This window comes from Bacillus sp. CCNWLW194 (assembly GCF_037120585.1).
In the GTDB taxonomy this organism is placed as follows: domain Bacteria; phylum Bacillota; class Bacilli; order Bacillales; family Bacillaceae_G; genus Bacillus_A; species Bacillus_A basilensis.
In genome coordinates this window covers 187,246-214,225 of record NZ_JBBBBL010000007.1, presented here as the reverse complement: position 1 = coordinate 214,225, position 26,980 = coordinate 187,246, and the positions used below count along the sequence as shown (strand labels likewise).

Genomic DNA, 26,980 nt, shown 5'->3' with positions numbered 1-26,980 from the left:
TTTTTTTAACTAAGGGGATTCATTGGAAATATTTAATTTAGTCATGGTTGCGATTTTAATCGCATTTACTGGATTTTTCGTAGCAGCAGAGTTTGCGATTGTAAAGATACGTTCAAGCCGTATCGATCAGCTTGTTGCGGAAGGAAAACGCGGTGCTTTAGCAGCGAAAAAGGTAACAACAAATTTAGATGAATATTTATCTGCTTGTCAATTAGGTATTACAGTTACAGCTATGGGATTAGGTTGGTTAGGTGAACCGACAATCGAAAAGTTATTACACCCGTTATTTGAGAAATGGAACTTAAACCCTTCTATTTCATCAGTATTAACATTTGGTCTTGCTTTTATGATTATGACGTATTTACACGTTGTAGTAGGGGAATTAGCTCCGAAAACAATGGCAATTCAAAAGGCTGAAAGGGTAACGTTATTATTGGCAGGTCCATTAATGATGTTCTATAAAGTAATGTATCCATTTATTTGGGTATTGAACGGTTCAGCTCGTGTGATAACTGGTTTATTCGGTTTAAAGCCAGCTTCAGAACATGAAGTAGCTCATACAGAAGAAGAATTACGCCTTATCCTTTCAGATAGCTATGAAAGTGGCGAAATTAATCAAGCTGAATACAAGTATGTAAATAACATTTTTGAATTTGATAATCGTATTGCAAAAGAGATTATGGTACCGCGAACAGAAATCGTCGGTTTCTACTTGGAAGATTCAGTAGAAGAACACATGAAAGTAATCCAAAATGAGCGATACACACGTTATCCGATTTTTGGAGAAGATAAAGATGATATTATCGGTATGGTCAACGTAAAAGATTTCTTTATTCGATATATGACCGAGGATCAAAAAGATTTATCATCTATTCGCTCGTATATGCGTCCGATTATTGAAGTGATGGAAACGACTCCAATTCACGATTTATTACTTCAAATGCAGAAGAAGCGAATTCCGATGGCTGTTTTATATGATGAGTACGGAGGAACAGCCGGAATTGTAACGCTTGAAGATATCTTGGAGGAAATCGTCGGCGAAATTCGTGATGAATATGATGAAGATGAAGCACCACCAATTCAGCATGTGAACGAACAACATATCATTGTTGATGGAAAAGTGCTTATCTCAGAAGTGAAAGATTTATTTGGATTACACATCGAAGAAGATGATGTGGATACAATCGGTGGATGGATTATGATGCAAAATCATGAAATCGAAGAAGGACAACATGTTGAGGCGGAAGGTTATGAATTTAAAGTGTTAGAAAAAGACGCTTACCAAATTAAACGTGTTGAAATTCGTAAGATGGAACAAGAGCAAGAAGAAGAGAAAGCAGCAACTGTGTAAGTTGCTGCTTTTCTTCTAAAGTATAAAAAATGCGAGATTAGGAGCGGATATTTTGATTCAAGAAGCCTTACGTGTATATCGATTACAATTGTATGTAATCTTTAGTGGTTTACTACTTATGTGGACGATTACTCCGTTTGGGAAACAAGTAACAGGGTTTGGGATCGGATTAGCTGTAAGTGCATATTGCCTTTGGTTATTAGCTCGCAGAGTGGAGAAACTTGGGAAAAGTATTGTAATGAAGGAAAAGGCTCCGGGATTAGGAGTTCTAAACCGATTTGCAGCTGCCATTTTAGGAGCTATCATCATGTATGAAATTGAGCATGAAATGGAAATGTGGGCATTTGGTACAGGCATTTTAGGTGGTCACTTTTTAATGATTACGAATTTAGCTTATGCAAATATACAGTTAATGAAAGAAGAAGAGAAGCAAAGAGAAAATGCTTCGAAAAACATAGAGCTATGATGAAAGGGACCTAATGGGGTTCCTTTTTTAGTTTAGCGATATGATACAAGTAATCAAATTAACGACAAATATAATACGCTTCTTTTTTACGTTTTTCAATAGTATGAAAAATAATAAAAAAAAATTTGAAAACCCATCGATTTCTAAAGCTTAAGTATGTTATCATGACAAAAGACTTTTTGAAAGAGGTGGATACCAATGTTACAAGCGTTACTTATTTTTGTGCTTCAAATTATTTACGTTCCCATTTTGACAATCCGTACGATTTTGCTTGTAAAGAATCAAACAAGATCCGCTGCTGGTGTTGGATTGTTAGAAGGAGCTATTTACATTGTCAGTTTAGGTATTGTGTTTCAAGATTTATCAAATTGGATGAACATCGTTGCCTATGTCATTGGCTTTAGTGCGGGACTATTATTAGGCGGTTATATAGAGAATAAATTAGCAATTGGTTATATTACGTATCAAGTTAGTTTACTAGACCGTTGTAATGAATTAGTAGATGAATTACGTCACTCTGGATTTGGCGTTACAGTATTTGAAGGCGAAGGCATTAATTCGATACGTTATCGCTTAGATATCGTTGCAAAGCGTTCTAGAGAAAAAGAACTGTTAGAAATTATTAATGAAATTGCACCGAAAGCCTTTATGTCTTCTTATGAAATTCGTTCATTTAAAGGCGGATATTTAACGAAGGCGATGAAGAAAAGAGCGTTAATGAAAAAGAAAGATGAACATGCATCGTAAAGAAAAGGGAATAGTGCAGTTTTAAAAGAACGGCATAATCCCATATGTAAAAGAGAGGAATCTATTTTGATGTAGATTCCTCTCTTTTTTATGAAAAGTATTTATGTTTTAAGTTAAAAAACTAAATCGTATAATTATTTTTTTTACTCATCCTCAAATTAATAATTAGCCATACGACTTGAATAAATATCGGTATGATAAACGCGATTAATAAAACGATAAGTGATATGGATTTAATTTCGGGTGTTTGAATAACACCAGCACCATCAACATCTCGTAGCCAAATAATAGCGGCCCATACTCCAAAAAGGATAATCCAAAATATGTTACCAATCCACCAAGAAATCCATCGTTTTTTCATATTAGCACCCCTTATATTTACCCTTTGTTAAAAGTATATTTTCGTTCGTTCATTATATTTATAATGAAACAACTTTAAAATTAGTTTTTAACTGTATATCTAACTTGTTTAAACGTTACCATTTCTCCATCCTTATCATCATCTTTCGTTTGCAAAAGTTGAACTTTTGGTTTGTAATCTGTCCTATGAGCATGCTCAATATCTTTAATGTTAAGTTTGTAAGGTTCACCATTCTTTATTTTTTGTTCCAATACTTGTTTATTGGCAACATAAATAAAAGTTATTTTATTTTCATCAATACCTTCAGTCTTAATTTCTAATTCATTATCTTTTGTTGTAATCGTTGGTGTTAATAATTCCATACTGCCGCTTCCGGTTTCTAAAGAATTTTCTGCTATAGTTGAACATCCTGATAATGTGATTCCAGTGAATAGAAGAGTAATTAACTTCTTTTTCATAACATCCCCCGATTTCAAGTGATTTTTGATTTTGGCATTGTTAGACTGCTAGTGAGGTACGTAAACGTTTAGTTAGCACTCTAGTTAATTGTACCATAATATGTAAATTAAAACAGGGTGTATATCCAATTTAAGGAAGATTAAAAAGTTTACTTATTGTTGCAAAATCGTTTGTTTTAGCTTCTATTTCAATCGAAATATAGACAGGAGAAAGAAAATTTTTTATGGAAATTACAATTTTTACATTTTACAATAATGATATGGAATAGATGAATTTATTCACTTCGGAGGTAGTTACTTGAACATTAACGAGAAGGCAATTGAAATGTTTGAACAAAATAATTATGAGGAAGCGATGGAACTGTTTCACCGAGCAGTACATGAATCTAGAGACGTACAATCTCTCAATAATCTTGCTTGGATGTACTCTTACGAGGAAGAGAATGATGAGAAAGCTCTTGAATTAATAAGAGAAGTTGTTAAGTTGAATCCTTCTTCATACTTTCCTTATAACATCTTAGGGGACATTTACATGAAACAAAAAAAGTGGGAAGAAGCGAAAAAAGTATTACAAAAATCTATTTCGATTCAACCATCCGATGAAGCATATCACAATGTAGCTGTAGCTTATTATAATCTTGGAGAGCTGGAAGAAGCTTCGGAATTTTTCTTGCGAGTTGCAGGGGATTCGGATTATATTATGTATAGCTATGTAAAATGTTTAATTGATTTAGGGCGAGCGACAGAAGCGAAAGAGAAGTTAGATGCTTTTAACAGGAAATCTGATAATTTTGTAGGAGAAATTCATGTAGCAGATTTATATGTCGAGTTGAATTGCTATAAAGAAGCAATTGAATGGTTCGAAAGGGGGTACAAAGAAGTTTGGAAAAGCCCCAATTGGATTGGTAGATTTGTTTATGCTTTATATAAAGCTAATAATTTCACACGTATAAATGAAGTGATACAGGAATCTATCGAAGCGAAAACAGCAGAAATAGAAGATGTTCAGAATGAAGAAGTAGAAGAGAACTGGACAGAAAACGATAAGAAAGAGTTAATTAAGGAATATACAGAAGAGAATAATTGTTATAAAACAATGATAGAACGTATCAAATCTGGATATGTTCCAGGGTTAGAATTTGAAACTGATTATATAGGGGCTTGCTATTTATTTGGTTGTAAAAGACATAATCATCTTGAATATGAAAAATAAAAAGATTCGACTGTCAAACATGATGGTCGAATCTTTTTCGTTATAGGTCGCTTGTATTACATAGGTATATATCCTCTTTAGAGGACCCTTTTTTAATATTTAAAATATGTAGTGAAATAAAACCAATAAGTCCTATTCCACCGAAAATAAGCCATGGTGTATACATTCCGTTTAGGTTGGATGTAAAAGATGTACCGGTATAATTACCGATGATAAAACCAAATGCGAGTGATAGTTGATAAAATCCGAAGAAAGTGGCTGTATATGATTCATTACTGTAATTTGCAATAGCGATATCAGCGTTAGGTAATACGAGTGTTTCACCGATTGTAAATAAAATTACACAAATAAATAGCCAATATGGGTGTTGAAATAAAGGAATGAGTAAAAAGGAAATACTCATTAATAAAACGCCGTATTTAATAATGGAAAGTGTGTTGTATTTGTGAAAAAGTTTTCGGAATAATACCATAAATATGACGCCTGTTATTGCATTTATCGTAATAACTAGTGTAGCAAGCTGATTGCTATTACTAATGTTTTTCATATGAAGTGGAAGTGCGACAGTAAGCTGAGTAAACATAATATAGAAGAAGATCATGATAAATGAAAACAGAATGAAAGACTTGTTTTGTAAGATAGCCTGTATTCCTAATGTAATAGACGTGTGTTCAGTAGTGACCTGGAAGTGATTTTTAAGTAAGTAAAAGATAAAAGCGAATAACAGCATAAGAGATCCTGTTAGAGAGAAAGCATAGATTGGATCAAGTAAAAGTAAGAACCCTCCTGCAATTGGTCCAATTATTGCACCGCAATTAAAACTAAGGTTTAAATATGTAAATAAATTTTTTCTCATATGAGCTGGTTGTGAGCCGAATATGGCGCGAGCAGCAGGTTCGTAAAATGCAGTTCCGAAGCCAATAAGTGCAGAGGAAATAGAAATTGTATAGAAATCAGAACATATTCCTAAAGCGATAAATCCGATTCCTCTTAAAAATAATCCGGCTATCATCATAATGATATAGCCTATTTTGTCAGCAATTAATCCTGAGAATAAAGGAATAACTCGTGATGTGATTGTCATAACCGTCAACACTGTTCCTACTTGAACAGCTGAAAAATGGAGAAAGGTTAATAGATAAATAGCTAAAAATGCGTATACTGCAAAATACCCAAAAGACATAAAAAATGAAGAAATAAGCATGAAACGTATCGGTATTGAGAAACTTTTCATAGAACTCCTCCTAATTTTGTAACCGGTAAAATTAATTGATGGTTAACGATTTTATATTATAATTATACATAAAGTCAGAAAAAAGTAAATTTTAAGAAGAAGGTGAATGGAATTGAATCAGAACGCACCACATGAATTAGAATATATTCGGGAATTTTTAAATACATGGAAAATACCAAACGATACGAGAGAGCCAATTGATTTGATACAAACAGAAGGGGATATAAAGAAATTTATGAAAAAATATTTTCATGAAGAGTTCCCTTTTCATACGATAGAGGAATTAAAAAGTTTTCGAGAAGATATTCGGATGACGATTGAAGGTGAAGGATCGTTGCAAAAATGGGTAGAGAAATACCCATTTCATGTACATATAAAGGAACATATGAAAGGTATTACATATGAACCAGTATACGAAGAGAATGTGTATACAAAAATATTAAGCATTGTGTTTATCTCGATTCAAGAAAATTGGTGGGGAAGGTTAAAAGCATGTCCAGATTGTCGCTGGGTATTTTATGACCATTCGCGTAATGGAAGTAAAAGGTGGTGCGGTATGTATGCTGGAGAAGAAGGAGGAAGAGCATGCGGTACAATTGCAAAAGTAAAAAACTACCGAGCGAAGAGAAAAGGGAGATCGGGTTATGATGTGTAATTAATATTAGGGGAAGAAAATAGGATGGGGGAATGAAGGGTATGGAAAGTACACAAATGTTAGCTTTAAATAAAAAGTGTTGGGATACAGTTGCACCTTATTTTTTTCAAGTGGATTGTTTACCGAAATATGGTCCGTATACAGCGTCTGAAGATGAGATTCATTTGTTCGATTCAATCAGAAATAAAAAGGTTCTTGATATAGGGTGTGGAAGTGGTCATTCATTGCAATATATGGCAGAACATGGGGCAGAGGAAGTATGGGGTCTTGATCTTTCAAGTGAACAAATTAAAACAGCGAATGAAACGTTAAAGTGTTGGAATCCAAAGTTAGTATGCGGAGCAATGGAAGAGGAAGGAGATATTCCGAAAGGGTATTTTGATATTGTATATTCCATTTATGCATTAGGTTGGACTTCGGATTTAAGAAAAACGTTGGAATTGATTTATTCGTATGTAAAGCCAGGAGGAAGTTTTATTTTTAGCTGGGAGCATCCCGTATATTCAAACTTAATGTATGGAACTGAGGAGATTGCTTTAAGTTCGTCTTATCATGAGGAAACTCCTATTACGTTTGAAACATTTAAAGGGGAAAATGTACAAGCGACGTTATATAAAAGAAAAATGAGTACATACATAAATGAGTTAAATAGAGTTGGTTTTACAATTGAGAGGATGGAAGAGCCTGAACCAGCTAGCTCATTTGCTGAAGAATTAGCGGAGCCTTCTACGAAGTATTATTCTTTATATAAAGCTAGGATGGTGCCGACTACTTTTATTGTGAAGGCAAGGAAATGAAAAATACAGCGTACGCTTTTTTCGACGTACGCTGTATTTTGTTAAAGGTTAGTACTTATCTTTTCGGCTGAAAAATATGCTGAAAGAAGTATTTATGATGTAAGTTATCTACAATTTTATTTGCTTGATATGTGCGGTGTTGCTCTAGTCGAAGTCTTTGCTCCATCATTTTTATTGCGTGATCAGATAAACGTAACATAATACATATCTCCTTTTCTATAAATATAGGTGACTATTTGGTATCGTTCCCATATTTATAACTAAGGAGGCAAAATGTGTAGCATAGGCAAAAAGCACCTTCCTCTCCCATTACGCTTACGAGGTTAGCTGTCGGACTCGGGAAGTGAGAGTTCCCTACTTAAAAAAGATTCGCCCCAAGTAGCATAGCTACAAAAGTGGTTCCCCCGCTCCAAAATTTGGACTCAGCAAAAGGTATTATAAAGTAAAAGATAACATAAATAAATCAATGAGTCAAACTATTTCATGTTTTCTGTCTTTTTAATTGTGTAAGAATCATACGATCGGTAATTTTTATATCGGTTACTTCAAGGAAGCCGTGTTTTTTATATAATGCAATAGCAGGGGTATTTGCTTTACCTGTTTGTACAATATATGTCGTGGAAGAAGGAAACATGTTAAAAATATAAATTAGGAGTTTCGTTGCGATTCCTTTTTGAAAAAAATCGGGCGATACAACTAATCTGTGGATATCAATGAGCTGTTCTTCTTGCATAAAAGAAATAAAGCCGACAAGTTTGTTTTCAGAAAAATATCCATAGAATGTTTCACCGCAATTTTGAATATCGTTTACAGTATCATATAAACGGGGGATTGCAGTACTGTTTAAATAGTTTGCTTCAATTTTATAAGCCGGAATTTGAACTTGTAAAATGGATGCTGCTACTTCACAAGAAGTGGCATTTAACTTAAGAATCATAGATAATGAAGTCTCCTTTGAATATGATATATTAATATAATTGATTTTTGGGTAAGTTTGACAATGATTTTCTTTTTTGCATATAATATATGTATCTCCTTACATATATTACTCTTCCGTTTCTTTCTATAGTAGAATATGGTTAGTGTAAATGAATTTGTAATCTTAAATAAGAGTTTTGCTACTCTTGTATTTGAGCATACAGACTATAATAGAAATGGAGGACTAAAGATGGGATGGATTATCACATTAATAGTTGGTGCTATTATAGGTGCAATTGCTAGTTCTATAACGGGTAAAAATTTTCCGGGTGGTATGTTTGGAAATATTATCGCAGGTTTATTAGGTGCTTCGTTAGGCAGTAGATTATTTGGATCTTTTGGGCCATCATTTGGTGGGATTCATGTTGTGCCAGCATTATTAGGAGCAATCGTGTTAATTTTTATTGTATCATTTGTAGTGACAGCTGCAAGGAAATAAATATAGATTATGACGAAAAGCCCTGAATAAGGGCTTTTCATCATTCGAAGAGGTGGTTTAGTTGGAGAAAATAAATATAAGAAAAAGGGACAAGCTGAAACAGTTTTTTAGAGAACACAATTATTTAGCAGTGCTACTTGGATTTGCATTATTGTTCATTAATATTTTATTGCTAACAAAAATTTCTTTTGTGTTTACTCCGTTTATCGTCTTTTTAAAAACAATTTTCTTCCCGGTATTATTAGCGGGCGTACTATTTTATATTTTGCATCCATTCGTTTCACTCCTTGAAAAGAAAGGTGTTTCAAGAATCGTATCGATAGCCTCGATATACTTAATCGTAATTGGATTATTTGTGTTTTTAGTTTTAACGGTTATTCCTATTATTAAAGATCAAATTGATGCATTAATAGATAACTTACCGTATTTCGGTCATGAAATCGAACGAGCAGCACGTAGATTTGGAGAAAGTAATTTACTGAGCAAAATTCAGGAGAATTTAAATATTGATGTAGCGAGTATGGTAAAAGACTACACAGTTGATTTTACGAAGTCATTATCATCAGTAACAGGAAATGTAACTGGATTTTTAAGCACTGTTACAGAAGTGGTTTTAACGTTTGTAATGGTTCCGTTTATATTGTTCTATCTTTTAAAAGATGGTGAGCAATTGCCGAATCATTTCTTAAAGTTCATTTCAGAGCAAAGACAACCGGCAGCAATGAGAATACTAGATGATATGCATTATGCGATTAGTTCGTATATTAGAGGACAAATTATCGTTAGTTTGTTTATCGGTATTATGTTATTAATTGGTTACCTTATTATCGGTATTAAATATGCCGTACTGCTTGCTATTTTAGCGATGATTGTAAATATCGTTCCGTATGTAGGACCAATCATTGCAATTACACCAGCGTTAATTATCGCATTTATTGATTCGCCAGGAATGGTTTTAAAGGTAATTATCGTTATGATGGTTGTACAATTAGCAGAAGGTAAATTTATTTCTCCGCAAGTCATGGGGAAAAAGCTAGATATTCATCCGATTACAATCATTTTTATTATTTTAACTGCCGGAAATTTATTTGGAATTATGGGGATTATTTTAGCGATCCCGGGATATGCGATATTAAAAGTGTTAGTTACGCATGGTTATAGATTTGTTAAGTTGAATACGTGAAAAAAGAGCTAAAACAGTATTATCTGTTTTAGCTCTTTTTTATTAACAATTGATGTGCATATTGGCGTGCCCATTGATCCGCTTCTAATATAGCATCTAGAGAAGGGTCGTTTACGTTATGATGAGCTTCAACTGTATTGTAAATTGTTTTTTCGATATCGAAAAATGCAATTTCATTTTTAAGAAATAGTGCATTTGCAATTTCGTTCGCTGCATTTAATACGGCTGGAGTTGTACCGCCAATTTTGCCACATTCAAATGCGTATTGTAGACAGGGGAACTTCTCTAAATTTGGTTTTTCAAAATGCAAACTACCAATTTCTAATAAATTTAATTTTTCATAAGAAGAAGGTAGCCGATTAGGGTAGTGAAACGCATATTGAATTGGCATCCTCATATCAGGAGCACCGAGCTGTGCCATAACTGATCCATCAATAAACTCTACTAAAGAATGAATAATACTTTCTTTATGAATCATTACATCAATTTTTTCATAAGGAATATCAAATAGCCATCTTGCTTCCATTACTTCGAATCCTTTATTCATTAATGTGGCAGAATCAATCGTTAGTTTTGCCCCCATTAACCAGTTTGGATGTTTTAAAGCATCTTTTGCTTGTAAAGTTTTCATTTCTTCACGTGTTTTATCACGGAATGCACCGCCAGAAGCTGTAACAATTAATTTGTCTATTTCTTTATTATTTTCTCCGTTTAAACATTGGAAAATAGCTGAATGCTCACTATCGACTGGAATTAAACGACATCCGTTTTGTTTCGCCAGTTCAGTTACGATATGTCCAGCTGCAACTAATGTTTCTTTATTAGCGATGGCAATATCTTTCTTCGCCTTTAATGCTTCAATCGTTGGAAGTAGTCCGGAAACACCGACAACAGAACTTAATACAAGATTTGAATCAGGATGAGTAGCTACCGCAATTAAGCCGTCCGTTCCATATGTGATTTTTGTGTTGGTTGAAATACGCGTACGAAGCATGTCTGCTAATTCTTTTGTCGCGACGCTTACAATACGAGGTTGAAACGTTTTGATTTGTTGCTCAAGAAGATCGATATTATAATTTGCGGTTAAACCGATGATTTTAAAATGTTCAGGATGAGTTGAAACGACATCTAATGCAGATGTGCCGATGGATCCTGTTGAACCTAAAATGGATATATATTTTACCATAAAAAAACCTCCAAAGTTGTTTCGAGTATTTCTGCAAACCTATATATTATTAGACAGTTGAAGTGGAAATTCCTGCTATATAAAATAGAAAATTCGGGTTTGTTTGGAAGTGAAATGTGATAAACTGTAAAAAATAAGCAAAAGCAATGAAAGAGAAGAGTACATATTCGAAACTTTTCAGAGAGCTGATGTGTGGTGGAAATCAGTAAGGGATGAATATGGAATGGGCTCTGGAGCTTCTAACTGAAATGAGTAGGTAAAGACGGTTGCTTCACGTTAAGAAGTTGAAGTGAGCTATAATGATAGCTAATTAAGGTGGTACCGAGGGAGTCTCTCGTCCTTTTTTAAGGATGAGGGGCTCCTTTTATTTTGAGAAAGGAGGAGTTAGGATGAGTGAAAAAATAATGTTAACAGGGATTAAGCCGACAGGTTATCCGCATTTAGGAAATTATATTGGTGCGATTAAACCTGCGTTGCAAATGTCAAAGAAGAATGAAGGAAAAGCATTGTATTTTATAGCGGATTATCATGCGTTAAATGCTGTGCATGATCCGGGTCAGTTTAGTAGTTATACGAAAGAGGTAGCTGCTACTTGGTTATCGCTTGGACTTGGAGAAGATGTTATTTTTTACCGACAAACAGAAGTGCCGGAGATTCTAGAATTAGCTTGGATATTAGCGTGCCTAACTCCGAAAGGGCTTATGAACCGTGCTCATGCGTATAAAGCGAAAGTAGAGCAAAATAAAGAAGCGGGTTTAGAGGTCGATGCAGGCGTGAATATGGGTTTATATACGTATCCGATCTTAATGGCAGCTGACATATTACTATTTCAAGCTACTCATGTGCCAGTCGGGAAAGACCAAATTCAGCATATTGAAATTGCGCGTGATATTGCCACGTATTTTAACCATACATTCGGCATGACATTTACACTTCCAGAGTATGTCATACAAGAAGAAGGAGCAATATTACCAGGACTTGATGGAAGAAAGATGAGTAAAAGTTATGGAAATGTGATCCCATTATTTGCAGCGCAAGAAAAACTACGAAAATTAATATTTAAAATCAAAACAGATTCTTCACGTCCAAATGAACGGAAAGAATTAGAAACGTTATTTACGATATATAAAGAATTTGCAACAGAAGATGAAATTCAGTCATTACGTGAAAAATATGAGACTGGAATTGGATGGGGCGATGTGAAAAAAGAGTTATTCCGCGTTGTAGATCATGAGTTAGCAGCACCTCGGGAGAAATATGCAATGTATATGCAGGAGCCAAATTTATTATATGAAGCGCTAGAAAAAGGTGCTGAACGAGCAAGAGAAATCGCGAAGGTAAATTTAGCGGAAATAAAAAAACGGATTGGATTTGAGAGGGGACGTTAAGTGTTCCCTTGTTTTTTCTATATGAATTTTAATTATTTTATTCGTTATATCCACTTGTAAAATGAGGAATTCGCATCTTCTTTCGAAATTTATTAATTGCACATTTTAAAAAGTATGTTAATATAGGGATACTTATTAAACATGTTTAATAAGTGTAATTAATTCCGCTTATTAAAGTCGTTTAATAAGTGGAATCCATTCGATAACGAAGGAGATGATTGTATGAGAACAGAGAAAGAAAAGATGTTGGTAGGAGAAATGTATATTGCGGATGATGAAGAATTAGTGGCTGATAGGGTGGAGGCAAAACGTTTAACACGCCTTTATAACGATGCGATGGAGACAGGGGATGAACAACGTTTTACATTATTAAATCAGCTTTTAGGTTCTTCAGCTGATGGGAAAGCCCAAATTAATCCTGATTTTCGTTGTGATTACGGCTACAATATCCATGTTGGAAAGAGCTTTTTCGCAAATTTCAATTGTGTGATTTTAGACGTTTGTGAAGTGCGAATCGGTGATAATTGTATGTTTGCACCTGGTGTTCACATTTACACTGCTACGCATCCGTTACATCCGGTAGAGAGGAATTCTGGCAAAGAATATGGAAAGCCTGTAAGGATTGGTAACAACGTTTGGGTTGGCGGGGGAGCTATTATTAACCCTGGTATTTCAATTGGAGACAACGCTGTAATTGCATCAGGAGCAGTTGTGACAAAAGATGTACCCAATAATGTAGTAGTTGGTGGTAATCCAGCTAAAGTTATTAAAACGATAGACTTATAGAAATTGTTTTTAAGGGTACATGAATAAACTGGTGTCGTATCATATAGACAATGTGAAAGGTGTTTCATATGGAGAAAAATAGTGCCGATAATCATACAAAGACATTACTTGCCTCTCGAAACGCTCTGTTTCTCTTATTTGCTTTGCCTGGTGTGGCATTTGCTACATGGATTTCAAGAACAGCAGCTACTCGAGATATTTTAGCAGTGTCAAATGCAGAAATGGGCTGGATTTTGTTCGGATTATCTGTCGGTTCAATAATTGGTTTACTGAGTGCAAGTCATTTTATTGACGGTAAGGGAGCTAGAGACGTTATTATAGGTAGTATGTTTTTTATGATCGTTGGATTACTTTGTTTAGGTATTAATATTTATTTTGCTTCTAGTATGGGGGCTTTTGGTAGCTTACTAGTATTTGGAGTAGGATATGGATTAGTAGAAGTTGCATTGAATGTAGAGGGTTCTTCTATTGAGCAAAAATTAGGAACAACTCTTCTTCCGAAATTCCATGGCTTTTTTAGTGTAGGAACTTTAGTAGGTGCGCTCAGTGGCTCTGTCGCCGCCACGCTTCACATTCCAATTTTGTATCAGTTTCTTGCGATTTCGGTCGTGTTTGTATTACTTGTATGTATGGTATATCGTTTTCTTCCGCATGGAACAGGAAAGAAAGAGAAATCACGGAACAAAAAACGAGCGAAACTTACGTCCTTACGTATGGAAAAAAAGGTGCTTTTACTTGGTCTTTTCGTGCTTGGAATGGCATTTGCAGAAGGAAGTGCGAATGATTGGCTACCTATCGTGATAGTAGATGGACATCAGCAAAGTGTTGTGACAGGTTCTATTATGTACACCATTTTTGTATTGGCAATGACGTTAGCACGTATGTGTAGTAGTTATTTCCTTGATCGATTTGGTCGTGTCGCTGTTGTACGTGCTACTATTATGATGGCTATTATAGGAATGACAATTGTCATATTTGGGAGTAACTCATATTTTCTAGCACTTGGTGTAGTACTGTGGGGGATTGGTGCCGCGCTAGGTTTCCCAATTGGTCTTTCTGCTGCTGGAGATGGCGGCGAAAATGCGACTTCTAATGTTGCGACAGTTTCTATAATCGGTTTTACAGCGTTTTTAGTCGGACCACCATTTTTAGGGATACTTGGAGAAGCATTCGGAATACGTAATGCTTTGCTAGCTGTTTTATTATTTGTTATCTTGTCTGGAATTGTATCGTCTGTTACGAGAGAGAATACATCGAGTTAAATACGGAGTGCCGCTAGTAGAAATATATCATCTCTATTGCTTTAGAAAATGATGTATGATATATTGTCAACGCAACTTATTAAAAGTGTTTAATAAGTATGTTGATTAAGGTGGTGAGCGATTTGAGTGAACAATTTGTTACTCAAAAATCGATTAAAGAGACAATCCTTCGCGGCATTCGTACAGTTCTTCTGGAGCGAGGTAGTGCAACGAAAGTTGAACTTAGTAATACATTAGAAATCAGTTTTCCAACGATAAGTAAATTTATAGAAAAAATGAAACAAGATGGTGAAGTCACTTTAGCTGGTTTAGATGATTCAAGTGGTGGAAGAAGAGCGAAACGATATGAATATAATCCAGAATATATGTTAGGTTTAGCGATATTTTTAGAAAAAAATGAGACAAACTATACAATTTTTAACTGTTTAGGGGAAGTAAAAGAACAAGGAAGTACTTCAAGTATGTTAATTGATACGGGAGTAAATCTATTATCTAAACATATTGAAGGTCTTATCGCTACATTCCCGAAAATAAGCTCTATATCAATTGGTGTGCCTGGTTCGGTCGATAATGGTCGTATTTTTTATATTCCTGGATATGAAAAGTTCCAAAATTTTAATTTGAAAAGCCACTTGGAGGAACTGTTTTCTATACCAGTAGTAATAGAAAACGATATGAATGCTGCAGTACTCGGCTATCATAAAAATACTGGAAACAATGAAAATTCCTCACTTGTATATTTGTATTCAGGTCAAAATGGCCCAGGTGCGGGGATTATGGTAAATGGAGATGTTGTACGCGGAAGTACGTTTTTCTCAGGAGAGATATCTTTTGTTCCGCAATATGATAATAAAAATTTCTTGCAAGCTTTGAGAAGTGGAGACGAAGTTGAAAGTTCTAATAATCCAGAGGAATATAATATAGATGCTATTACTCGTTTAATAGCTACATATATAGCTATTATTAACCCTCATGGATTCATCTTCTGTGATGATGAAGTGAACCAATTTGTAATAGATCAAATTGTAAAAAGTTGTCCGAAGTACATTCCGGCAGAACATATTCCGAAAATAACAGCGAGTAATTGGAAAGAAGATTATTTATACGGATTAAAAAGTCTTGGACTTGATCTTATAATTACGAGAACAAATAAAGAAAATTAAATGTGCTGGCAATGAAGCATCCAATTGTCAGTTGAATAACATAAAAGAAAAGGTGTTGATTATGAAAATTGAACATGTAGCAATTTGGGTGAATGATTTAGAAGGAATGCGTGATTTCTATAAACAGTACTTTAATGGTGAAGAAAATAGCTTATATCACAATCCGAAAAAGCAGTTTGAATCTTATTTTATAACTTTTGAAGGCGGTGCGCGTCTAGAACTTATGAAGCAGGTAGGGATAGACGAGAAAGTACAAACACAAACAATAGGATATGCGCATATTGCTTTTTCTGTAGGTAGTAAAGAAAAAGTGAACGAATTAACTAATACATTAAGAGAAGCAGAATACCCCCTGTTAAACGGCCCGCGTACTACAGGGGATGGTTACTATGAAAGTGTAGTAAGTGATCCTGAAGGAAATCAGATTGAGATAACGATCTAACATTTTATTTACTAATAACGAATAAAACTATAAAACTTTGTTGTTCCCCAAAACGATTATAAGAAATCTATTATTTCTTCAGAAAGGGGGACATACCATTGAGTGAGCCAATTTTGATTTTCTGTATATATCCATTGCTTATTTGTATTTTTTCAATAGCTGTGACATATAAAGTAGGTACATTTTACGTGATGCCAATGGTAACATTTCTTATTTTTCTTATGTTAAATGTTACAGTGTATAATCCAGCATTTTTCTTTTGGGTTGGCATGTATACTATTTTTTCATTCATTATTTCTTATATAACTATACTTTTTATAAAGGGATATAAAGTTGTAGAAAGAGAACGTTAATATCATTTTGGGGAAATAGGGATTTACGGTGAACGATAACAACCTCATTTCGCGTTATCATGACGGGAAATGAGGTTGTTTTATTTCTATATAAAATATGTAACATTTGTTAATTGGAGTGCTGAAACTCCTTAATAATACGCTTAATAACTGGATGAAGAGTAATAGGCAATTTATCAAGCGGGAAGAAGCGCAATTCTTTTGACTCAGCTTGATCACATTTAAGTTCACCATGAAATTCACGGCAAATATAAACAACGAGTACACCGTGTACTTGATCGCCGTTTGGATAGATTTGAAAGTAATCTGGTCCTGAGTATGTGCGGAATAGTTCTGGATTTTTAATAATAAGTCCAGTTTCTTCATATACTTCTCGCTGTAACGCGTCTTCTAACGTTTCGTTATATTCTAAGGCGCCGCCAATAATTCCCCAGCGGTTAAAGTCTGTGCGGAGCTGCAGTAATATTTCATTTTTTTCATTTAATATAATGGCGTGTGAACCTATTAAAATAAGTGGATGATTTCCTACTAAATTTCTCATGTCTCCGATATAACCCATATTTTCTCCTTACATTTAATAATAATTGGGCAGTTCCTTTAACATTCTTTCTGTTTTACGTGCTGCATAAGCTAAGTTATGATCATCTTTCATTCTAAAAAATAATGTGCGTAAAAAGGTTTTAATGTTGGCGCATAAAATACAATATTCATTTAACGAAAGGCGTTTTCTAATTTGAGGAAGCCTTTTTATTTTTTTATAAATAATAGAAATTAACTCATCTTGCGGGAAGTCATGATACAGCATTGCTAGTAATGGCGTAACAATTCGTTCATCTTCGTTATTATGAAAAAGGTCAGATGGAATGAAGATTTTATTTAATAAGCAATGAATTAATTCTTCATACCATTCAAAGGTCGTATAAGAATTATGAACAATTTCAGTAAAGGCATCAGATACGTGGGCAAGACAATGAGCCCATCCTTTATTTTCAATATAGCCTCGAAAATCTGTTTCTAAGTTTGTGTATGTAATGAGTTTGTTTTTTATTTCTTCGATATCCTCCTCTGTAAAAAAGTAGTGCGAATTAGCGAATTGGAGTATTAACGCAATTAACGAAACAGTGTAAGAACGTGTGAAAACCCCATCTGTATGTGGGGAGTAAATGTCACAATATAAATACTCATCACTTAAACAAGTTTGCAACAGTAATTTTAGTTGATCATCCATAAGGAATTCATGATGAATGAAATGTGCAAAACATTTATATATAAGTTGGTAACGAACGTAACTATCAGTCGTTCCGATAAACTGAAGCATATGGAGCGTTAACTCATTTATATCTATATGTTGCAGTTGCGTATAGTCATTTTGTTGTATAAGCTCTAACTGTTGTTGCAGCGCTGTAATATCCAATGGAGAACCTCCTCCGCACTTTAAAGATGCGATGTTTTCTAGTATTCTATATATTCAAGGACAATCCTGCTCATGCAAGGAGAACAAGTAGAAATTCGAGTAAGACATAGATGAGGGAAGTATATGATGACTATAGAACAGTTAGAAAAACATTTTAAAATTAGAAGAAATGCTTCTTCTATCATGATAAAAGAAAATAATGTAGAGATTTTCACAGAAGAGCAATTAAAGGAAATGGTGCAATATTGCGTTGCTGAGGCTGAAAAAGAGGGGATAGAAAACTTGCATTTTGAGATTTCTTCAAAAAGCCCAAATTATGATATGTATAAAAAATGCTTCGAAACGTATTCTTTTGAATATGTTACTGAAAACATGATCGTATTTAAGGATATATACGAAGTAGAAGATGTAGAAAGTGATATTGATTTTAAACTGATTGAAGAAGTAGGAGAAGATACTTTTTATTCTCTTTGGAGTGAAATGACGGAAGAACAAGTCACTTACGATCAATTTGTAAATATGATGCTACAGGAAATTGGTGAGCAATGGAAAGAACATTGTTTAACAGCGAGTATCGATGAAGAGCCGATAGGAATTGTAATCCCGCATATTGAAAAGGGGACGTTAGAAGAAGGAAAACTAATGTATTTCGCAGTCACTCCAAATATGCGAAATAAAGGGTATGAAGCAGCATTCTTTACAGGTGCAATGTTTGTCTTAAAGGAAATAGGTGCCTCTTATTATATTGGTGAGGCAAATGTACAAAATGAGTGGATGAAGGATGTTTTTGATAAGAATGGATGTAAGTTGCTTAGTTCAACTGAGCGGTATGTAAGAAAGTTTTAAAGGATGAATAAGGTACTCTCTTGAACTCATTTCGAGGAAATCCGTGTACAAATTTTGAACAAGTAAAAGAACTTTTTGCTTGTTTGTAAGATAAAAAGAAAAATCGAAACGACAAAGTATGCTTTCCTATAATACAATAGAGAAGGGTTAGACTATACGAAGAAAGCGTTGGTGAAAGAATGGAGCAGCAAAGACATTGGCTACAAGCAGCTGTAGAAAGAAATGAAAATAATACGTTACATATAAAGTGGGAAAATAATATAGAAGAAGTTCGCATTTATTGGAGTACTTCACCAGATCATATTGAAGAAAATGGAGAATTACTTGCAACAGTAAATGGAGAATCATCATATACAATTGAAAATTTAAGTGAAACTGAGCGTCCATATTTTAGACTAGTAGGTAGTAATGGACAAGCAGTGACAGTAGCTGAGCGTAGATTACCATTACAAGGTGCGTTTAACTTCCGTGATATGGGAGGGTATGAAACGACAGAAGGCCGTAAAGTGAAATGGGGCAAATTATACCGTTCAGAAGAGCTAGCAGGATTAACAGAGTGGGATATTGAGTATTTACAAAAGTCTGGCTTAAAGTTAATTTGCGACTATCGTACAGACTTTGAAGTGAAACATAAGCCGAACCCGGAGATTACAGGTGCTCGTCAAGTCTGTTTACCAGTTATGCAAGAATTAGCGAAAGACTTGAACATAAATGAGTTTTTCCAAGTTGGTGACCTTTCTATGTTAGGGAAACCAGGCGAATACCTTGTGAAAATGAATCAAGATTTCGTAAGTGGTAATGAAGCATTCGTGAGCTTCTTAAAACTGGCGCAAAACCCGGAAAACTTACCGTTAGTAAATCACTGTACAGCTGGAAAAGACCGTACTGGATTTGGGTCAGCATTATTATTACTTTTACTAGGTGTACCAGAGAAAACAGTAATGGAAGATTATTTACTAAGTAACGGTTTCCGTGAAAAGTTAAATGAGAAAATGATGGCCTTTTTAGGTGCAAAACTACAAAACGATGAGAGCAGAGCAATATTAGGTGCAATGTTTGAAGCACGCGCTGAATATTTGCAAGCTGCGATTGATGAAGTTAAAAAGCAATACGGTTCAGTTGAAGCGTATGCTGAAAAAGCTTTAGGCTTTACGAAAGAGTCGTTAGAGGAAATGAAAGAGTTATTGTTAGAGGATAAATAATGGGGAGGGAGGCTGATGTGGATTAGCCTCCTTTTCTTATTGTTGATATCATGTTATTCCATAAAATCATGGATAACCGAATATCGTTGTCCGCATTATGAAATTTTTCGTTGCCTTATTATGCCTATAATAATGGGAATAGCTGTCCAAATTAATAATATCGGTAAAAATAATTTTCCAAAACCGCCGCTCCAATCTAAAGCTATTGAAATTGTTTCGAATTGGATGAAAGCAAATATAAGTAAACAGACATTTTTTAATTGATTAAGCATTTTTCTGCTATTTAAATAAAACTGCTTCGCATTCGATTCGTTAAATCTTTTTGGGTAGTTATGAACTTCTGGAAACTTTTCTAAAGTTTGCATGAGAAGGAGTATGAATGCCCCAATTCCTGGTAGAAGTAAAAGTTCCCACTTTGATCCCCAGCGATCTACAGCTCCATATGCGTTATAATGTGCGGGCACTTCCTCAGGTAATCTTCCCCAAATGATAATCAAAAAAATGATTGATCCAAAGAACAATGAATATCCAATAATATCTCCAACCCATTTGCTTTTAGTTTTTGGGATTTTTATTTTAGGTCTTTCCCATGAATTTACTATATTTTTCAGCCTCCTTCTAAAGTAACTGTAGTAATACAATTCCTGTATTGCCTGTTTAAAGTTTGAACCCATTATCCAAATTATCTCAAATTTATAGTATTTTCACAATTAATTATTTTTGAATAACATGACTCGTGCGTCTTAAACAAATATAAGATTGCTGGTCGTAAAAACAAAACGTTCGACTTGAGGGACAATTAATGAGAAACTAAAAGTTGTAAATAACGTATTAGTTGAGGAGAGCATAATGAAATATAAAGTTATATTATTTGACGTAGATGATACATTATTAGATTTTCCTGAAACGGAAAGAAACGCATTACATAACGCTTTTGTACAGTTTGGTATGCCAACAGGGTATAATGATTATCTTGCAAGTTATAAAAAGATTAGTAATGGCCTATGGAGAGATTTAGAAAATAAAATGATTACGCTAAGTGAATTAGCGGTAGATCGATTTAGACAATTATTTGCACTTTATAATATAGAAGTAGATGCGCAGCAATTTAGTGACGTATATCTTGAAAACTTAGGGAAAGAAGTACATCTTATTGAAGGTGCAGTGCAATTATGTGAGAATCTACAAGATTGCAAGCTAGGTATTATTACGAATGGGTATACAAAAGTGCAACAATCTAGAATCGGAAATTCACCTTTAAGCAACTTCTTTGAGCATATTATTATTTCAGAAGAAGTCGGCCACCAAAAACCAGCACGTGAGATTTTTGATTATGCGTTTGAAAAGTTTGGGATTACGGATAAATCAAGCGTACTAATGGTTGGAGATTCGCTAACTTCTGATATGAAAGGCGGAGAAGATTACGGTATTGATACGTGTTGGTATAATCCGAGTTTGAAAGAGAACATGACGAGTGTTAAGCCGACTTATGAAGTGGAGAGTCTGCTTCGTATTATGGAGATTGTGGAAGCAGCACGAGAAAAGGTGACCGTATAGTAGTGTTGTCGAGATTTGTTGATAAGTCGATATTCTTTGTCGAATCGTCGATATATCGAAAAAATCGTTGATATAATTTGAGTTACGATAGATATATTTGAAAAATCGTTGATATATTTTAAATTGCTCCGGTCAATATAGGAAAGAGCTGTGTAACAACTAGAGGTGAATAAAGGATGTTAACATTTTTATTTGAGTTAGACAAAAGTCTCCCGAAGAAGGATGAGCCACAGTATGATGCTTATTCAAAGGGCTTTATCGAAGGAGATGTAACGATTTGTGTGGGTGACAGAGTACTTTTACAGAAATCATGCATGAAGGTCGCAGAACTCGGCATTTATTTAGGACAGTGGATGGAACAAGTTCAACATGGACAGAACGTACAAATGAATTATGAAACGACTGACCGTGATGAGGTAATTCTTGGTTTCTTTTATGAAGAAGACGATCAGTGGAAGATTTATTCCAGTTGGCAACAATTTGAACTTCAGGAGAGTATCTCTACTACAACATTAGTAGAGAGCGTTCAACGCTATTTATATGAGCTAAATAAGGAACTGCGTGCGATAGAATATCCTGTGACGTTTGATCAGTACTTAAGAGGAGAGCGGATAATGCAGCTTTCTTATAAACGACTGTGTGATAGTAAAGCGGATACGACATCGATAGAGGTTTATAATGAAAGCAAACAAGTAGGCGCAGTACGGGGCTATTATAAAAATACGTTGATGAGAGTGCTAGATTTCATTCCAAAAGTTGGTAGTAATATTATTTATGAAATAAAGGATAGTAAGGACAATATTCGCGTCATTGCAAAGGATGTAAGTAGGCAGCGTCAAAGAAGGATTTTAGTAACGTACAAAGACAATAATGATGCAGAGCATGAAATACTTGTATGTGACGGAAAGTTATTGGATGCAAATTTCTTATTTACCTTTACATATAAGAGAGAAGAATATGTTGTTCACAAAACTTCTTTTGGAATGGGAAAGTTATTACGAAAAGGCTATGTAATTGCAGATTGGAATATTCGTCTTGAGGAAGATATGTATGATATCGAGATGAATGTGTATGATGAGGATTATATAGAAGATCAATACTTACTGTTAAGCGTATTTCATGCGGTTTTGTATGGGTGATAAATGAAAAATACCGGTATTCTTCACGGGAAGAGTGCCGGTATTTTTTATGTGGTTCTGGTGATTTTGTGTCCTCAATTAATCCTCAAAAATAAAAATCTCATCAATCGTACTATGAAGTGCCTTCGCTATATTGTGAGCGAGTTGTAAGGAAGGGTTATATTTTCCTTTTTCAAGGTGGCTAATTGTTTCACGACGTACACCAACGCTCTTTGCTAAATCTTCTTGGGTCATGTTCAATTTGGCGCGGTATTCTTTTATTCTCGTTACGAACGCCATGGCGCATCTTCCATTTCATCAACAGGTTTATCGTAAAAGAACATAGAGAAGCCGAACGTAAGAATGAGTGTGCCGAAAATAAGAGCGATATCAATCTCTTGTAGCGTCAGGTTTGGAATTAACATTTCAATAAACATAATAATAGCGGTAGTTAGTAATGTAACGATAAAGGCATTACGGCACGATTTATTGACGATTTGTTCAAATAGTTCATCGTGTTGAACCGTTCTATACGTTGTGAAAAAGGAGAAGAAACAGAACAGAGTAAACAATCCTTTTTCATAAAAAAATCCGAGGAAACCGAAGAAACCGAGAAATCCTAAATATTTTATCCAAGTTGTTTTCACGATAGATTCTCCTTTCGATGTTAGAAATAAATCACGTTATGTTATAAATATATCATATGTGGAAATGTATAGTAATAATAGTTTTCCAATTCTTTTCATAATAATAGTAAAAAGAGGAAATATGCTGCGAAATAAAGAGGATAATATTGTAAAATGGTTGTAAGGAGGGGGAGGAAGAGATGCTAACTTGGATCATGATTGTTGTGTTACTTGTAGTGATTACTGTAGTTGCGACGGTATTAATTGGAAGAAATGGTGATGCAAATTATAGTAAAGCGACAAAGGGAAATATTAAACGCCTTACAATGATTTATATTCTACTAGCTGTCGTTTTAATCGTTGGGTTAGGCTTGTATATTTATTTTAAAGGTTAAAAAACTGAAAAATACAAAAATCTAAAAATAGAAGTATGCTATAATATCAATATAGTTATTTGGTAATTAAGGAAAGGATTGGATGGAATGATTGAAATTACGAATGTGTCAAAAAGTTATAATGGGTCTACCTATGCAGTAAAAGATTTAAGTTTATCTGTGCCTAGCGGAGAAATCTTTGGATTTTTAGGACCGAATGGTGCCGGTAAATCAACGACAATTAAGATGATTACTGGTATTCATGGGGTGGACAAAGGAACGATTACGATTAACGGTAAAGATATTATGAAAAATCCGATGGAAGCGAAAAGGACGTTTGGTTATGTTCCAGATAGCCCAGATATGTTTTTACGATTAAAGGGAATTGAATATTTAAACTTTATGGCAGATATGTATGAAGTGCCGAAAGAAGTACGCCAAGAACGAATCGAGTCTTTAGCAAAGAAATTTGATCTTTATAATGCGTTATCTGATCAAATTCAAAGTTATTCACACGGTATGAGACAAAAGATTGTTATTATTGGTGTGCTCGTGCATGAGCCAGATGTATGGATTTTAGATGAACCGTTAACAGGGCTTGATCCGAAATCTGCATATATTTTAAAAGAAATGATGAGAGAGCATGCGGATAAAGGAAAGATTGTATTTTTCTCAACGCACGTATTAGAAGTAGCAGAAAAAATATGTGACCGCGTTGCGATTATTAATAAGGGGAATTTGCAGTTTAAAGGAAATTTAAATGAAATGAGAGATCATTTTAAATCCAATGAATCACTTGAAAAAATGTTCTTGGAGATGACGGGCAATGAGTAAAATTTGGACGTTAACGAAAGTATTATTGAAATTAAATTATGCAGATTTCATAACAGATAAGAAGAAGCGCTGGGCGTATGTATTTTCATTTGCAGCTATTTTATTTGTTGGCTTTTTAATGTTTGGTTCTATAACGCACGCAATGTATGAGGGAACGAAACAATTAGGGCAAGACCCAGGAATGATTATCGCAATGGGACTTGCGATTGCGAGTATATGGGTGTTTTTAATGAGTATTACGAACATTTTAACTGTATTTTATTACAGCAATGACATTGAAATGTTACTACCATTACCATTAAAACCAGCGCAAATTATTTCGGCAAAATTTTTAACAGTATTAATTACACAATACGTAATGAGTTCATTCATTTTATTACCAATCTTTATTACGTACGGGTTAAAAAGTGGCGCATTTATTACATATTACATATACATGATTTTGATTTACTTACTCTTCCCGATTGTGCCGTTAGTATTAGCTTCGTTACTTATGACAGTAATCATGAGATATACAAATATAGCGAAAAATAAAGATCGAGGCAATATATTTATCGGAATCGTAAGTATACTATTTATTGTAGGAATTAACGTATTTATGCAGTGGAAAAATAAAAGTGCGTTTTCTGAAGATGCAATTGCGAGTTATCTTGCGAATAATCAATCCTCTCTTTTAGTACAAATGACGAATTATTTTCCAACTACATATTTTGGAGCAGTGGCGTTAGTAGAAAATGCAAATTGGAAGGGACCTTTATACGTAATAATCTTTGCACTTATTTCATTTGTATTTTTTGTGTTGTTTTATTACATTGCAGAGCGTACATATTTAAAAGGGGTTATTGGACTTTCAACGAGTACAGCAAAAAAAGAGGTCATTTCAGCAGAAGGCTTACAGAAATCTACGGTACAAAGTTCACATTTAAAAGCGTATGTGAAAAAAGAATTTAAAACGTTATTCCGTACACCACAATTTTTCTTAAATTGCATTGTACAAACTTTTGTTATGCCGATTATGTTGTTCTTTGTTTTATTCGTGCAAGATGGGAATTTAAAATGGATCACGGGATATATTGATAACCCAAAATCAGCAGGGCTTGCAATTGGTGTAGGCCTTTGTGCATCTCTATTTTTAATGGGAAGTAACGTTATTGCAACAACGTCATTTTCACGTGATGGAAGTTCATGGTTTGTGAATCGTTATTTACCAGTAAAAGCTTCAGATATCTTTTTAGCGAAAGCGATAACTGCTTGGTTAATTAATGTGATTATTTTAGCAGTATTCGGTATTACGATGGCAGTTGTAGCGGGGATTTCTCCAGTATTTATGGTTCTTTGGTTCTTATTAAGTGCGAACGGTTTATTGCTAATTAATTTAATTGGCACACGCTGGGATGCACAAACTGCAGATATTCATTGGGATACAGAGCAGAAATTATTTAAGAGCCGTTATACAACTTTGTGGAATTTTTTAGCTAATATTTTAATAGCTTTAATTATTGTAGCGGGAGTAAGTCTATTATACTTCTTCCTTCAAGTAGGACTGTGGGTTATGTTTATCGTTTTATTTGTAATGTTTACGATTGTAAATTATATCTTTATTAAAATTTTAAAATTAGGTGCAGAACGTATATTGTCAAATATTGAATAAAAAGATAGATCCTCTGTATTCGTGCAGAGGATTTATCCATAGATGGAGGAGAAAAGGTGAAGAAAATAGCAATTGTAACAGGGGCAACTCGTCTGAATGGAATTGGTGCAGCTGTATGCAAGGTGCTTGCTCAAAAAGGGATAGACATTTTTTTCACGTACTGGTCTCAGTATGATAAAGCGATGCCGTGGGGAATGAATGACAAAGAGCCCTTTTTGTTGAAAGAGGAGATTGAAAGTTACGGTGTTCGATGTGAAATGGCAGAAATCAACTTATCGCAGTCGTATTCGCCAAATCGTTTGTTTTATATGGTATCAGAACGGTTAGGTGATCCATCTATTTTAATTAATAATGCAGCGTATGCTACTCATACGAGAATTGAAGAATTAAATGTAGAACAGTTAGATAAACATTATACGGTAAATGTTCGGGCTACTATGTTATTAAGTTCATTATTTATAGAACACTATGCACTGAAGACGAGTGGAAGTATTATTAATCTTACTTCAGGACAGTCACTAGGGCCAATGCCTGATGAACTAGCATACGCAGCAACGAAAGGAGCAATTGAAGCATTTACAAAATCATTAGCACCAGTTGCGATGGAGAAGGGGATTACAGTGAATGCTGTTGATCCAGGACCGACGAATACAGGATGGATTACAGAGGAGCTGAAGCATCATTTAGTATGGAAGTTCCCGCAAGGTAAAGTAGGAGAACCAGTGGATGCTGCGCGCTTAATATCTTTTTTAGTAAGTGAAGAGGCAAAATGGATTACTGGGCAAGTCATTCATTCGAATGGTGGTTACTCATAAATATATTATGTTAACAAATGTTAAGAAACAAAAAATGAAAGAAAATTTTATTTTTTTTGTATAAATAAAATGTCAAGAAAG

33 protein-coding genes, 1 riboswitch and 1 other annotated feature are annotated in these 26,980 nt (G+C 34.4%); of the genes, 22 read left to right on the top strand and 11 right to left on the bottom strand.

What is annotated here, in order from left to right; all coding sequences use genetic code 11:
- Positions 1–22 precede the first annotated feature (22 nt).
- From V7S50_RS17820 to V7S50_RS17810, 3 genes are all read left to right on the top strand, one after another.
- A complete protein-coding gene (locus V7S50_RS17820) occupies positions 23–1,351 on the top strand; it encodes a hemolysin family protein (protein WP_000402258.1) in 1,329 nt (442 codons plus the stop codon).
- 52 nt (positions 1,352–1,403) lie between these two features.
- Positions 1,404–1,817: an ATP synthase subunit I gene (locus V7S50_RS17815; protein WP_242254647.1), complete on the top strand. Its 414-nt coding sequence runs from the start codon at positions 1,404–1,406 to the stop codon at positions 1,815–1,817.
- 198 nt (positions 1,818–2,015) lie between these two features.
- Positions 2,016–2,564 (top strand): DUF2179 domain-containing protein, encoded by a 549-nt coding sequence (locus V7S50_RS17810; RefSeq protein ID WP_000938438.1) that lies wholly within the window; start codon positions 2,016–2,018, stop codon positions 2,562–2,564.
- 121 nt (positions 2,565–2,685) lie between these two features.
- On the opposite strand, the gene V7S50_RS17805 is transcribed toward V7S50_RS17810, so the two are convergent.
- Positions 2,686–2,925 carry a DUF3923 family protein gene (locus V7S50_RS17805; protein WP_063221880.1) on the bottom strand — a complete coding sequence of 80 codons (240 nt, stop codon included), beginning with the start codon at positions 2,923–2,925 and terminating at the stop codon, positions 2,686–2,688.
- An 80-nt stretch (positions 2,926–3,005) separates the two neighbouring features.
- Positions 3,006–3,383 (bottom strand): hypothetical protein, encoded by a 378-nt coding sequence (locus V7S50_RS17800; protein WP_242254645.1) that lies wholly within the window; start codon positions 3,381–3,383, stop codon positions 3,006–3,008.
- Positions 3,384–3,681: 298 nt separating this feature from the next.
- Between V7S50_RS17800 and V7S50_RS17795 the strand changes: the two genes are divergently transcribed.
- Positions 3,682–4,596, top strand: a complete 915-nt coding sequence (locus V7S50_RS17795) for a tetratricopeptide repeat protein (RefSeq protein ID WP_242254643.1) — start codon at positions 3,682–3,684, stop codon at positions 4,594–4,596.
- Positions 4,597–4,636: 40 nt separating this feature from the next.
- Here V7S50_RS17795 and V7S50_RS17790 read toward each other — a convergent pair whose 3' ends face one another.
- Positions 4,637–5,830, bottom strand: coding sequence for an MDR family MFS transporter (locus V7S50_RS17790; protein WP_242254641.1), 1,194 nt, complete (start codon positions 5,828–5,830; stop codon positions 4,637–4,639).
- 112 nt (positions 5,831–5,942) lie between these two features.
- Here V7S50_RS17790 and V7S50_RS17785 point away from each other — a divergent pair, with 112 nt between their 5' ends.
- Both V7S50_RS17785 and V7S50_RS17780 read left to right on the top strand, forming a co-directional pair.
- Positions 5,943–6,485: a CGNR zinc finger domain-containing protein gene (locus V7S50_RS17785; protein WP_242254639.1), complete on the top strand. Its 543-nt coding sequence runs from the start codon at positions 5,943–5,945 to the stop codon at positions 6,483–6,485.
- A 41-nt stretch (positions 6,486–6,526) separates the two neighbouring features.
- Entirely contained in the window at positions 6,527–7,282 is a 756-nt protein-coding gene (locus V7S50_RS17780) for a class I SAM-dependent methyltransferase (RefSeq protein WP_242254637.1), read from the top strand.
- A 55-nt stretch (positions 7,283–7,337) separates the two neighbouring features.
- On the opposite strand, the gene V7S50_RS17775 is transcribed toward V7S50_RS17780, so the two are convergent.
- Together V7S50_RS17775 and V7S50_RS17770 are read right to left on the bottom strand one after the other, a co-directional pair.
- A complete protein-coding gene (locus V7S50_RS17775) occupies positions 7,338–7,481 on the bottom strand; it encodes a hypothetical protein (RefSeq protein ID WP_000945244.1) in 144 nt (47 codons plus the stop codon).
- Positions 7,482–7,578: 97 nt separating this feature from the next.
- Positions 7,579–7,720, bottom strand: a riboswitch (cyclic di-AMP (ydaO/yuaA leader).
- Between the two features lie 43 nt (positions 7,721–7,763).
- Positions 7,764–8,219: a GNAT family N-acetyltransferase gene (locus tag V7S50_RS17770; protein WP_063220898.1), complete on the bottom strand. Its 456-nt coding sequence runs from the start codon at positions 8,217–8,219 to the stop codon at positions 7,764–7,766.
- 231 nt (positions 8,220–8,450) lie between these two features.
- Between V7S50_RS17770 and V7S50_RS17765 the strand changes: the two genes are divergently transcribed.
- Both V7S50_RS17765 and V7S50_RS17760 read left to right on the top strand, forming a co-directional pair.
- On the top strand, positions 8,451–8,699 hold the full coding sequence (locus tag V7S50_RS17765; RefSeq protein ID WP_242254635.1) for a GlsB/YeaQ/YmgE family stress response membrane protein: 249 nt from the start codon (positions 8,451–8,453) through the stop codon (positions 8,697–8,699).
- A gap of 61 nt (positions 8,700–8,760) precedes the next feature.
- Positions 8,761–9,882, top strand: a complete 1,122-nt coding sequence (locus tag V7S50_RS17760) for an AI-2E family transporter (protein WP_063220900.1) — start codon at positions 8,761–8,763, stop codon at positions 9,880–9,882.
- 28 nt (positions 9,883–9,910) lie between these two features.
- Here V7S50_RS17760 and V7S50_RS17755 read toward each other — a convergent pair whose 3' ends face one another.
- Positions 9,911–11,068, bottom strand: a complete 1,158-nt coding sequence (locus V7S50_RS17755; protein WP_063220901.1) for a 1-deoxy-D-xylulose-5-phosphate reductoisomerase — start codon at positions 11,066–11,068, stop codon at positions 9,911–9,913.
- Between the two features lie 137 nt (positions 11,069–11,205).
- Positions 11,206–11,413 (top strand) — a binding site (T-box leader).
- 44 nt (positions 11,414–11,457) lie between these two features.
- Here V7S50_RS17755 and V7S50_RS17750 point away from each other — a divergent pair.
- The 6 genes from V7S50_RS17750 (at position 11,458) to V7S50_RS17725 (ending at position 16,462) form a co-directional block, all read left to right on the top strand.
- On the top strand, positions 11,458–12,456 hold the full coding sequence (locus V7S50_RS17750; protein WP_242254633.1) for a tryptophan--tRNA ligase: 999 nt from the start codon (positions 11,458–11,460) through the stop codon (positions 12,454–12,456).
- A 222-nt stretch (positions 12,457–12,678) separates the two neighbouring features.
- A complete protein-coding gene (locus V7S50_RS17745; RefSeq protein ID WP_242254631.1) occupies positions 12,679–13,242 on the top strand; it encodes a maltose acetyltransferase domain-containing protein in 564 nt (187 codons plus the stop codon).
- Positions 13,243–13,310: 68 nt separating this feature from the next.
- Positions 13,311–14,504 carry an MFS transporter gene (locus tag V7S50_RS17740; RefSeq protein ID WP_242254629.1) on the top strand — a complete coding sequence of 398 codons (1,194 nt, stop codon included), beginning with the start codon at positions 13,311–13,313 and terminating at the stop codon, positions 14,502–14,504.
- Between the two features lie 122 nt (positions 14,505–14,626).
- Complete coding sequence (locus V7S50_RS17735; protein WP_242254627.1) at positions 14,627–15,667, top strand: ROK family transcriptional regulator; 1,041 nt, start codon at positions 14,627–14,629, stop codon at positions 15,665–15,667.
- A gap of 61 nt (positions 15,668–15,728) precedes the next feature.
- Positions 15,729–16,109, top strand: a complete 381-nt coding sequence (locus tag V7S50_RS17730; RefSeq protein ID WP_242254625.1) for a VOC family protein — start codon at positions 15,729–15,731, stop codon at positions 16,107–16,109.
- Positions 16,110–16,207: 98 nt separating this feature from the next.
- Entirely contained in the window at positions 16,208–16,462 is a 255-nt protein-coding gene (locus V7S50_RS17725; protein WP_242254623.1) for a YbeF family protein, read from the top strand.
- 109 nt (positions 16,463–16,571) lie between these two features.
- On the opposite strand, the gene V7S50_RS17720 is transcribed toward V7S50_RS17725, so the two are convergent.
- Both V7S50_RS17720 and V7S50_RS17715 read right to left on the bottom strand, forming a co-directional pair.
- Positions 16,572–17,021, bottom strand: coding sequence for an NUDIX hydrolase (locus tag V7S50_RS17720; RefSeq protein WP_242254621.1), 450 nt, complete (start codon positions 17,019–17,021; stop codon positions 16,572–16,574).
- Between the two features lie 15 nt (positions 17,022–17,036).
- Positions 17,037–17,876: a DUF2785 domain-containing protein gene (locus V7S50_RS17715; protein ID WP_242254619.1), complete on the bottom strand. Its 840-nt coding sequence runs from the start codon at positions 17,874–17,876 to the stop codon at positions 17,037–17,039.
- Between the two features lie 123 nt (positions 17,877–17,999).
- Here V7S50_RS17715 and V7S50_RS17710 point away from each other — a divergent pair, with 123 nt between their 5' ends.
- Together V7S50_RS17710 and V7S50_RS17705 are read left to right on the top strand one after the other, a co-directional pair.
- The gene (locus V7S50_RS17710; RefSeq protein WP_242254617.1) at positions 18,000–18,722 is read left to right on the top strand and encodes a GNAT family N-acetyltransferase; all 723 of its coding nucleotides are present in this window, start codon (positions 18,000–18,002) and stop codon (positions 18,720–18,722) included.
- Between the two features lie 179 nt (positions 18,723–18,901).
- A complete protein-coding gene (locus tag V7S50_RS17705) occupies positions 18,902–19,924 on the top strand; it encodes a tyrosine-protein phosphatase (RefSeq protein WP_242254616.1) in 1,023 nt (340 codons plus the stop codon).
- Positions 19,925–20,019: 95 nt separating this feature from the next.
- Here the strand turns inward: V7S50_RS17705 and V7S50_RS17700 are convergent, their stop codons facing one another.
- Positions 20,020–20,445: a DUF1648 domain-containing protein gene (locus tag V7S50_RS17700; protein ID WP_309260281.1), complete on the bottom strand. Its 426-nt coding sequence runs from the start codon at positions 20,443–20,445 to the stop codon at positions 20,020–20,022.
- 328 nt (positions 20,446–20,773) lie between these two features.
- Between V7S50_RS17700 and V7S50_RS17695 the strand changes: the two genes are divergently transcribed.
- On the top strand, positions 20,774–21,481 hold the full coding sequence (locus V7S50_RS17695) for a YjjG family noncanonical pyrimidine nucleotidase (protein ID WP_242254614.1): 708 nt from the start codon (positions 20,774–20,776) through the stop codon (positions 21,479–21,481).
- 176 nt (positions 21,482–21,657) lie between these two features.
- Positions 21,658–22,620: a tubby C-terminal domain-like protein gene (locus V7S50_RS17690; RefSeq protein ID WP_242254612.1), complete on the top strand. Its 963-nt coding sequence runs from the start codon at positions 21,658–21,660 to the stop codon at positions 22,618–22,620.
- Positions 22,621–22,698: 78 nt separating this feature from the next.
- Here V7S50_RS17690 and V7S50_RS17685 read toward each other — a convergent pair whose 3' ends face one another.
- Entirely contained in the window at positions 22,699–22,899 is a 201-nt protein-coding gene (locus tag V7S50_RS17685) for a helix-turn-helix transcriptional regulator (protein ID WP_242254610.1), read from the bottom strand.
- Positions 22,887–23,246 (bottom strand): DUF3796 domain-containing protein, encoded by a 360-nt coding sequence (locus V7S50_RS17680; protein ID WP_063220913.1) that lies wholly within the window; start codon positions 23,244–23,246, stop codon positions 22,887–22,889. The genes V7S50_RS17685 and V7S50_RS17680 overlap by 13 nt, the downstream gene beginning before the upstream one ends.
- 179 nt (positions 23,247–23,425) lie before the next feature.
- Here V7S50_RS17680 and V7S50_RS17675 point away from each other — a divergent pair, with 179 nt between their 5' ends.
- From V7S50_RS17675 to V7S50_RS17660, 4 genes are all read left to right on the top strand, one after another.
- Complete coding sequence (locus tag V7S50_RS17675) at positions 23,426–23,620, top strand: hypothetical protein (RefSeq protein ID WP_063220914.1); 195 nt, start codon at positions 23,426–23,428, stop codon at positions 23,618–23,620.
- An 87-nt stretch (positions 23,621–23,707) separates the two neighbouring features.
- Complete coding sequence (locus V7S50_RS17670; RefSeq protein WP_060631592.1) at positions 23,708–24,433, top strand: ABC transporter ATP-binding protein; 726 nt, start codon at positions 23,708–23,710, stop codon at positions 24,431–24,433.
- Positions 24,426–26,084 (top strand): putative ABC transporter permease subunit, encoded by a 1,659-nt coding sequence (locus tag V7S50_RS17665; RefSeq protein WP_242254609.1) that lies wholly within the window; start codon positions 24,426–24,428, stop codon positions 26,082–26,084. The genes V7S50_RS17670 and V7S50_RS17665 overlap by 8 nt, the downstream gene beginning before the upstream one ends.
- Positions 26,085–26,140: 56 nt before the next feature.
- Positions 26,141–26,899: an SDR family oxidoreductase gene (locus V7S50_RS17660; RefSeq protein WP_242254607.1), complete on the top strand. Its 759-nt coding sequence runs from the start codon at positions 26,141–26,143 to the stop codon at positions 26,897–26,899.
- Positions 26,900–26,980 lie beyond the last annotated feature (81 nt).